General features: G+C 48.8%; 11 protein-coding genes. 7 read left to right on the plus strand and 4 right to left on the minus strand.

Annotated features, from left to right (window positions below; genetic code table 11):
• The 4 genes from atpA to Q0991_RS13200 form a co-directional block, all read left to right on the plus strand.
• Window positions 1-973 (plus strand): F0F1 ATP synthase subunit alpha (atpA, locus tag Q0991_RS13185; RefSeq protein WP_299489175.1); only part of this gene is annotated, 973 nt, incomplete at its 5' end.
• Between the two features lie 9 nt (window positions 974-982).
• Window positions 983-1,936, plus strand: coding sequence for a F0F1 ATP synthase subunit gamma (locus Q0991_RS13190; RefSeq protein WP_299489176.1), 954 nt, complete (start codon window positions 983-985; stop codon window positions 1,934-1,936).
• A gap of 155 nt (window positions 1,937-2,091) precedes the next feature.
• Entirely contained in the window at window positions 2,092-2,352 is a 261-nt protein-coding gene (locus tag Q0991_RS13195; RefSeq protein WP_299489177.1) for a Uma2 family endonuclease, read from the plus strand.
• 12 nt (window positions 2,353-2,364) lie between these two features.
• Complete coding sequence (locus Q0991_RS13200) at window positions 2,365-2,532, plus strand: hypothetical protein (protein WP_299489179.1); 168 nt, start codon at window positions 2,365-2,367, stop codon at window positions 2,530-2,532.
• Between the two features lie 85 nt (window positions 2,533-2,617).
• Here the strand turns inward: Q0991_RS13200 and Q0991_RS13205 are convergent, their stop codons facing one another.
• Window positions 2,618-3,169, minus strand: a complete 552-nt coding sequence (locus tag Q0991_RS13205; RefSeq protein WP_299489180.1) for an NYN domain-containing protein — start codon at window positions 3,167-3,169, stop codon at window positions 2,618-2,620.
• 80 nt (window positions 3,170-3,249) lie between these two features.
• Between Q0991_RS13205 and Q0991_RS13210 the strand changes: the two genes are divergently transcribed.
• On the plus strand, window positions 3,250-4,509 hold the full coding sequence (locus Q0991_RS13210; RefSeq protein WP_299489181.1) for a lipid-A-disaccharide synthase: 1,260 nt from the start codon (window positions 3,250-3,252) through the stop codon (window positions 4,507-4,509).
• A gap of 29 nt (window positions 4,510-4,538) precedes the next feature.
• Here Q0991_RS13210 and Q0991_RS13215 read toward each other — a convergent pair whose 3' ends face one another.
• Together Q0991_RS13215 and Q0991_RS13220 are read right to left on the minus strand one after the other, a co-directional pair.
• A complete protein-coding gene (locus Q0991_RS13215) occupies window positions 4,539-4,931 on the minus strand; it encodes a hypothetical protein (protein WP_299489182.1) in 393 nt (130 codons plus the stop codon).
• Window positions 4,932-5,101: 170 nt separating this feature from the next.
• A complete protein-coding gene (locus Q0991_RS13220; protein ID WP_299489183.1) occupies window positions 5,102-5,509 on the minus strand; it encodes a Fur family transcriptional regulator in 408 nt (135 codons plus the stop codon).
• 286 nt (window positions 5,510-5,795) lie between these two features.
• Here Q0991_RS13220 and Q0991_RS13225 point away from each other — a divergent pair, with 286 nt between their 5' ends.
• Window positions 5,796-6,647 carry a hypothetical protein gene (locus tag Q0991_RS13225; RefSeq protein ID WP_299489184.1) on the plus strand — a complete coding sequence of 284 codons (852 nt, stop codon included), beginning with the start codon at window positions 5,796-5,798 and terminating at the stop codon, window positions 6,645-6,647.
• 144 nt (window positions 6,648-6,791) lie between these two features.
• Window positions 6,792-7,922, plus strand: coding sequence for an NDP-sugar synthase (locus Q0991_RS13230; RefSeq protein WP_299489185.1), 1,131 nt, complete (start codon window positions 6,792-6,794; stop codon window positions 7,920-7,922).
• A gap of 49 nt (window positions 7,923-7,971) precedes the next feature.
• On the opposite strand, the gene Q0991_RS13235 is transcribed toward Q0991_RS13230, so the two are convergent.
• Entirely contained in the window at window positions 7,972-8,349 is a 378-nt protein-coding gene (locus tag Q0991_RS13235; protein ID WP_299489186.1) for a glycosyltransferase, read from the minus strand.
• Window positions 8,350-8,421: the final 72 nt, after the last annotated feature.

An 8,421-nucleotide genomic window follows, 5' to 3' on the forward strand; every position in this document is an offset into this window, starting at 1 on the left:
CACCATCCTCAACCAAAAGTCGGAAGATGTGATTTGTGTCTACGTCGCCATTGGTCAGAAAGCCTCTACCGTGGCTCAGGTGGTTGAAGTCTTAAGAGAGCGCGGTGCCCTTGACTACACCGTTGTGGTTGCTGCCAACGCGAATGACCCTGCCACCCTCCAATATTTGGCGCCTTATACTGGTGCCGCCATTGCTGAGTACTTTATGTACAACGGCAAGCACACCTTGGTGATCTACGATGACCTTTCCAAGCAGGCTCAGGCCTATCGTCAGATGTCCTTGCTACTTCGTCGTCCACCCGGACGTGAGGCTTATCCTGGTGATGTGTTCTATCTCCACTCTCGCTTATTGGAGCGCGCTGCCAAGCTGAGTCCTGAATTGGGTGAAGGCAGTATGACCGCCCTCCCGATTGTCGAAACTCAAGCGGGTGACGTGTCGGCTTACATTCCCACCAACGTTATTTCCATTACTGACGGTCAGATCTTCTTGTCTTCTGACTTGTTCAACGCTGGTCTACGTCCTGCGATTAACGCCGGTATTTCCGTGTCCCGAGTGGGATCTGCTGCTCAAATCAAAGCGATGAAGCAGGTCGCTGGTAAGTTGAAGCTGGAATTGGCTCAGTTTGCTGAACTAGAAGCGTTTGCGCAGTTTGCCTCTGATCTAGACCAAGCCACCCAGAACCAGTTGGCTCGGGGTGCCCGTCTGCGGGAGATTCTGAAGCAGCCCCAATATTCTCCATTACCAGTAGAAGAGATGGTTGCGGTCATTTATGCCGGTACCAATGGCTATCTGGATGATGTTCCCACTGATAAAGTGACGGAGTTCGTTCAAGGTATGCGGGATGACCTCAAAGCTAACCATGCGAAGTATGGCGAGCTGGTCCGCAGCGAGAAGAAAATGGGTGACGAGGCCGAAGGAATTCTCAAAACAGCCATTGCTGATTTCAAGAAATCTTTTATGGCTGCGGTCTAGGAGGGAATTATGCCAAACCTCAAATCAATTCGCGATCGCATTTCGACGGTCAAGAATACTAAAAAAATTACCGAGGCGATGCGGCTAGTGGCCGCCGCCAAGGTTCGGCGTGCCCAAGAGCAGGTCACAGCAACCCGTCCCTTCGCGGATCGGCTTGCTCAAGTGCTCTATGGTTTGCAGGCTCGACTCAAGTTCGAAGAAGTGGAGTTACCTCTACTGCAAGAACGGGCTTTGCGTAAAGTCTGTCTCTTAGTGGTCACAGGCGATCGCGGTCTCTGCGGTGCTTATAACAGTAGTGTGATTAAGCGAGCAGAAGAACGATCCAACGAGCTAAAAGCCAAAGGGATTGACTATACGTTCGTTCTCGTGGGTCGGAAAGCGATTCAGTATTTCCAACGCCGAGATCAGCCCATCGAAGCGACTTACGGTGGCTTGGAGCAAATCCCGACCGCTCAAGAAGCTTCTGAGATTGCTGATGAACTTTTGTCGCTCTATCTATCAGAAGAAGTAGATCACGTTGAGTTGATTTACACCCGGTTTATCTCCCTGGTGAATTCTCGACCTGTGGTCCAGACCCTACTGCCCCTCGATCCTGATGAGTTGGTCGTTGCTGAAGAAGATGAAGTCTTCCGATTAACCACCAGAGGCGGACAGTTTCAGGTGGAACGTGAGCGCATGGCGCGGGAAACACCTCAAGAAATGCCCTCTGACATGATCTTTGAGCAAAATCCCATTCAGATTCTGGATGCTTTGTTGCCGCTGTATTTAAACAATCAGCTACTACGAGCATTGCAAGAATCAGCCGCCAGTGAATTGGCTGCTCGAATGACAGCGATGAACAATGCCAGTGATAATGCGTCTGAACTGATTGGAACGCTGACCTTGTCCTACAACAAGGCTCGACAAGCAGCGATTACGCAAGAACTGCTTGAGGTGGTCGGTGGTGCTGAAGCCCTGAACTAAAGGGTTTTGCCCCAGCAGTCTGACTGCTCTCTTGATCTAAGTGTTTATTTTCCCCGTCAGCCCTGGTTCAGTATCTGAATCAGGGTTTCCCCTATAGCCTTACAGCCAAGAACCATTTTACCTGGGGCATTGAGGTTAAATGGAGTGGAGTTCTGGTGACATCTCCTCCAAGAGAGCACCTTATCCAAACTTCATTCTTTAATCTCAATGACGTTACACGATGGGTGAGAGAAAATTCCTCTCGACCCATCTATCCCTACGGCAAGTTCTACTACTATGAGCAAATCCTCAAAGTCCCCACTTACGTTATTTTTGATCCGGCCACCCCTGTCCTAGAAGTGCGACAGCTCCAAACGGAACACTATGAATTGCAAACCCTAAACGACCAAGACCGCTATTGGGTTCTAGCGTTGTAGTTATGGTTAGGCATGTGGCAAAGAGAACGATTAGGCATGACCACCCATTTGCTCCGTTGGTGGGATGAGGCGGGCCAGATTCTGCTGCGGGATACCGAAAAGGTTGACCAAGAGCGACAGCCGAACAAGAACGACAAGCGAGAACGGCAGCGATTACTCGATTACGAGGGATGGGGTTAAAGGGTGAGCAAATTGCGGAAGCCCTAAGCCTGCCTATCGTTGAAGTAAGTCAGAACCCCAAAAGTTAACCTCTAAATAGAAGGCTTTAGCCCATCCGCCATCGCTCCAGCTTTTGCTGAGTCTCAGGACTTAAAGAATGAGACAGCAGGCGGCTGGGAGCACGTTTCTTAGCATTTTGTTTAGAGCGAATTTTGGTGGTGGTTGCCGCCATTTCTTTCACGAGCTGTAGTGCTGACATCCACTCAGCACCATATCCCATAACCGTGAGCTGTTGGGCTCGATCAGATGTCGCCACAATAATCCGGACTAGTCGAGACCTAGCTTTGGCACAGTACAGCTCTATGTAAGTGTCTGCCGTTTGACCATAGTCGGTATAGTAGATGTCTAGAGCATCCGTAAAGGGTTCGCAGATGCCTTTCTCTTGTCGATTCTGGGCATCAAAGACAAGCCGAGCCTGATATCCTTGAAACGCGCTGTAGTTGGCAAGGGCATCTGTGAGGTGAAGTTTGGTCGTCTCTAATTCTTGGATATTTTCAAAGATTTCAGCAGGAGCAGAACCGTTCCGGTGTTGTGACCAAACACCAAGGATGTTGTAACCATCTATTAACAAGATCGGTTGCTCAGAAGACGCCGCCATGCTAATTCGTAACTTTCTTTAATATTGCTTAATCATTTCTTTATTGTGACATTTCTGCTGCACATCCACAGGTTGATCTGATGGCCGAAATTTCGGCCGATTTGGTCATTCTCAGCAATGGACCGGGGGAACTCTCTACTTGGGTGAGACCAGTGCTGCAAGCGTTAATGGCCCAGCCCCGGTTCAGTCGTGTATCGATCCTGCTGTCTCCCTGTCCCCATGCTGGAGGGAATGAAGTAACCCTTGCCGCGGCCTTTCCGGGGGTTGATCGGGTGTTAGCACCACAGCAGTTCTTTTTCTTTCTCCTCTGGGGCAAAACGCCGAATGCATGGCAGTGGCATCAGCAGGGCGTCGTGGTTTTCTTAGGGGGGGATCAGTTTTATGCCGTGGCCATTGGCAGGCGGCTAGGCTATCGCATTGTTACCTATGCTGAATGGACCCCCCGCTGGTTACCTTGGCTTGACCATTGCGGAGTCGCTCAGCCTCAAATCCTGCAAAAAGTTCCTCGTCGGTATCGGTCCAAAATAACGGTTGTTGGTCATCTTATGGCCGATATTCAGCCCGATTCGGTCCCATTGCTGGATCGATTGGGTTGGACTCCAGAGACAGAAATTGTGGGGCTCTTACCTGGATCGAAACCTGCAAAATTACGCGTGGGGATGCCGTTTTGTCTTGCGATCGCAGATCAGCTCCATCCCCAACGGCCTCAGACCCAATTTGTCATCCCCGTTGCACCCGGCGTTACGACAACATCCCTGATCGAATATGCCTCCCAAAATTTACGGCCCCTAGACTCCTCAGTATCCGTCTCTCAACACCAAGCCAAGCAGGGGCTTGTAGCTTTACGTACACAGCAAGGAACTCCGATTTGGCTATGGACTGAATCTCCAGCCTACCCTCTGCTAAAACATTGCCAAGTCTGTGTAACCACCGTTGGGGCGAATACCGCTGAGCTTGCAGCGTTAGCCGTCCCCATGCTCGTGCTCATTCCCACTCAATATCTAGATGCTATGCGAGCCTGGGATGGACTATTGGGGGTAATAGCAAACGCCCCCTGGGTGGGCAAATTCGTTGCTACCTTCGTGAACCGAATCACCTTATGGCGTGGACTCGGGTTAAGAGCTTGGCCAAATATTTGGGCTCAGGAAGAGATTGTACCGGAATATGTGGGCCATATTCACCCCGATGACATTGCCCAACGGATTGATCAATTGCTCAAGGATCCTGCTCGTTTGCACCAACTTCAGGCAAACCTGCGAACGGTTTGTGGAGAACAGGAGGCGATTACGCGTTTTGTCCAGTTAATTTATATGGCTCTAGAAAACAGGGATATGGCTTGATCAGAACTGCCCTTCACCATTTTCTAGGCTTAATAGTCACGCGTTTTACCATCTCGGCGGCCCAACTCGTACACCCCTCCAATCAGCAAGGAAATCATCCCTAAACTGACCCCCCAACTCCGGCCCCCAAACCCCCAGGCACTGGTGCAATAGCAAAGACTACCCAGGATCAAAAACGGCAAAATGCTGATGAGTGAGGCACACAGTAGGTTTCTTGCTTCTCGAGCAGCACGAGTTTTCTCAAATTCTTCCTGAGATAAATACAGCGAACGGTCCACGAAATTGAGCCATCGACAGAGCTGATCCGTAACCCACTGGCTAACCGGATAAAAGCCAATATATAAGCCTGTGGCCCAAAGACTTCCCCCTGCGATCGGCAGCGCTTCAACTTCAAACTGGAACGGCAGTAAATTAATGATCATGGTGCAGGCATCTAGAAAACCGAGGGGCAGGGGCTTTAATCATGGAGATAAAAGTCAATGCCATGTATCACTATGACACTAAACTCAATAAAAAAACATAAAGTCTTAACTATTCATCGCCCCCCCATGTTTGGACCACGGGGTGAGGGGGCAGCAAAGAAGGGCAGTCCCTAAGAATTAGAGTGGGATTGCTCGAGCCGACAAGGAGAGCAAAGGCCAAAAAATTCTAAAGTGTGGTAAAAAATTTCGAATTTTCCCGATTGTTGGAGTTGTTCCTCCAAGGCATGGACGGGACAATCTTCATCCTGAATAGGAATAGAGGTTCCACACTGTAAGCAGGTTAAATGATGTCGATCCTGCTGAGCCGTCGTATAGAGTGTTTCTCCATTACTCAGTAAACGAGCTTGAATAGCACCATGTAGCTTCAACGCATCTAAGGCTCGATATATCGTCGCCAAGCCCAGAGACAGATTCGCTTTTCGCAATTCAACATATAACTCTTGCGCAGAAATTTCCCGATTCAGCTGCTTCAAAAGCTTCAGAACAATATTTTGGCTGCGAGTAAGTTGTGATTTCATAAAAGCGATAACGTTACATTGATGAAATACTAGGCTGTGTAAGCATTCCATCTAAAATTAGGTACTCTATTTCCGGCACTCTACTCTTTAAGAATAGACCAAACCCATCCGACTCCTGCTACCGTAAGGAGGAAGTTCAGCAGCTTATGCTACCCGAGGGGCCACAGCGCCCACAGGACCTCCCTAGCACTGCCACCTATAGGATAGGCGAAGGGAAAAGCTATTGAATCATTATCCTGTATAGTGCTACTGCTATCCGTCCATCCCCATCCCCAACCGCTTTTGTATGACCCGTAGCAAGCTCACAGATTCAGATAAACAAAAGATCACTCAACTCTTTCGAGAGTCTGAAGAGACCATCTCTCAGTTGGCAACTCTGTTTACAGTGAGCAGTTCAACCATTCGGCGTATTCTCAAAAGCCAATTATCTGACCAAGAATATGATGCCCTGATTGCCACTAAACAGGAGAAGCGGACTCCTAAGTCAACCCGCAAAAAAGCCTCTCGTACAGTGCGTTCGGATGCAGCGGATAAAGACGGGGTCAAAGCAGTGTCCTCCTCTGACTCATCGAGTCGACCTGCCCCCATTAAAAAACGTAGACGGACTTCTGCTTCTGTTGATGACAAGGCGCAACCCGAGTTGTCCGAAGCACAACGATCTGATCCAGAGGATTTAGCAGAAATTATTGCCGAGATAGAACATGATCTTCAAGATCACACCTTGATCGATGAAGAAGATGACGCCCTCGAAGATTTTGATGAAGTTGACGATTTAGAGGAGGAAGAGAGTGAAGCGTTGGACCTAGACGTCAGCTTAGAACCTGCCGAACTTGTCCAAGTATTGCCATTCTCTGACGCCAAGTTTCCGAAAACCTGCTATCTAGTGGTCGATCGTTCAGCAGAGCTGATTACGCGTCCGCTTCAAGCTTTTGGCGAACTAGGGGCAATTCCTGAGCATGAAGTAGATGCCAAGACCCTACCCATATTTGATAACCATCGAATTGCTCGCCGTTTTTCTCATCGCACCCAAAGGATTGTCAAAGTTCCCAACAGCAGTATTCTAAGGAAAACCTGCTCTCAACTATTGGCAAAAGGGATCACTCGATTACTGATCAATGGCCATGTTTATTCTCTATAATGCTTTTGGAAAGGCTAAGGGCAATCTAGATTATGAGCTATGATGCCAAGACAGATAGGGTAGTGGAAGCCAATTGAAACTCCGAGAATCTGGACTTAAGCATCACGTTTTGGTTGCTATTTATCTTTAAGCAAAAAAATTGATATGAAAGCAATGATTTTGGCGGCTGGTAAAGGGACCCGCGTTCGCCCCATAACCTTCACAATTCCCAAACCCATGATTCCCATCATGCAAAAGCCAGTGATGGAGTTCCTAGTGGAGTTGCTCCGGCAGCATAGTTTTGACCAAATCATGGTGAATGTGAGTCATTTGGCAGATGAAATCGAAAACTATTTTCGGGATGGTCAACGCTTTGGCGTAGATATTGCCTATTCCTTTGAAGGCCGCATTGAAGACGGTAATCTGATTGGAGATGCCCTGGGGTCCGCTGGTGGCATGCGTCGTATTCAGGATTTCTCCCCTTTCTTCGATGACACCTTTATTGTGTTGTGTGGCGATGCCCTGATTGACCTGGATTTAACCGCTGCGGTGGAATGGCATCGACAAAAGGGGTCAATTGCCACCATCATCATGAAGACGGTCGATCCAAACGATGTCTCTAGCTATGGTGTAGTCGTTACCGATGAAGAGGGTCGGGTGAAATCGTTTCAAGAGAAACCCAGCATTGATGATGCCCTCAGCAATACGATCAACACAGGGATATATATCTTTGAACCCGAGGTTCTGGATTTGATTCCATCGGGACAGGAATTTGATATTGGCGGCGATCTGTTCCCCAAACTGGTTTCAATGAATATGCCCTTCTACGGCATTGCGATGGATTTCCAATGGGTTGATATCGGCAAGGTCCCAGATTATTGGCATGCCATTCGGAGTGTCTTAATGGGAGATGTCAAAAACGTTGCCATTCCTGGCCATGAAGTAGCGCCAGGTATCTATACGGGACTCAATGTAGATATTGACTGGGATAAAGTTGAAATCCAAGGCCCAGTTTACATCGGCGGTATGACGCGAATTGAAGACGGGGTAAAGATTATCGGGCCAACCATGATTGGCCCCAACTGCCATATTTGCAGTGGCGCTACGGTGGACAATAGCGTGATCTTTGAATATTCGCGCCTAGGGTCAGAAGTTCGCCTCGTCGACAAGCTGGTGTTTGGACGCTACTGTGTGGATAAAACGGGGGCTTCCTTGGATGTGCGAGCGGCCTCCCTGGACTGGCTGATCACGGATGCCCGCCAAGATGCTCATGCCCCATCACCGATGGTGAGCTGATCATAGATAAGACCCCGATGGGGTAAGATATCGATGTGAAAGGCTGTTCCTAAGGTTGATAATAATCCGCACTGAGCGCAAAGCGCCGTAGCCAATCTTTATTGGGGTCGGATTCAAACAACCACCGATTCAGCAAGTCTGCGAACTTGACAGGGACTTGCTTATCCTGCCATGTCTGGGCTGATGCGACCGAAAGCTGGTGATATAAACTCGCATTACTCAAAATGGTTTGGATGGCTTGTGCTAGAGAATGTGGATTTTCTGCCTCAAAAACCATGGCATTCTCTTGGTCATGCAGGTATTGACCAAACATCGGATGGTCTGAAACAATCAGGGGCGTTCGGGCGCAAAGGGCGTGGGTAATCACTAAAGGGAATCCTTCGGGATAGCTATGGTGGCTGGCTTTGGGGATGACAAGGTACTTCAAATCTAGAGTCAGCAGTAGATAGGGCAGTGTGATTTCAAAGAAAATAGGGTGGCCGAAACGACTACCCTATCC

The sequence above is a fragment of the Acaryochloris sp. IP29b_bin.137 genome (assembly GCF_028285745.1).
In the GTDB taxonomy this organism is placed as follows: Bacteria; Cyanobacteriota; Cyanobacteriia; order Thermosynechococcales; family Thermosynechococcaceae; genus Acaryochloris.